The 424-nt window shown below is 57.3% G+C and carries 1 protein-coding gene; it reads right to left on the reverse strand.

Translation table 11 applies throughout. From position 1 onward, the window contains the following. Positions 1 to 424: Tn3 family transposase (locus KP705_RS18095; RefSeq protein ID WP_215765297.1), on the reverse strand; the 424-nt coding region annotated here is incomplete at both ends.

Here is a 424-nt window from a genome sequence, read left to right on the forward strand (position 1 = left end):
ATTTTCAAAACGCCGATCCCGCAGTTCACCAAGCTGGTTGAAGAAGAGCGCCCGAGCCAGCGCATTCCGGGCTTCTCCCTTGTTGAGCCCTGCCTGGGTTCGCCTGCGCAAATCCAGATCCTGTATCCAGTCGAGCATGAAAACCGACCGCTCGATCCGGCCAACTTCACGCAAGGCCACAGCCAGACCATTCTGACGGGGATAAGATCCGAGCTTCCGCAGCATGGCCGAGGCCGTCACGGTTCCACTCCGAATGGATGTGACCAGACGCAGCAGGTCGTCCCAGTGGGCCGCAACATGATCGGTATTGATCGGGTCACCGGCCATTCCACTCAGGAGATCACCGGGGCTTTGATCTGGAAACAGGTGAAGTTTCCGCTCTTTCAGATCCCGTATCCTGGGCGCAAATCGATAACCAAAGAAG

It is taken from the genome of Gluconobacter sp. P1D12_c (assembly GCF_018812105.1).
Classification (GTDB): domain Bacteria; phylum Pseudomonadota; class Alphaproteobacteria; order Acetobacterales; family Acetobacteraceae; genus Gluconobacter; species Gluconobacter oxydans_A.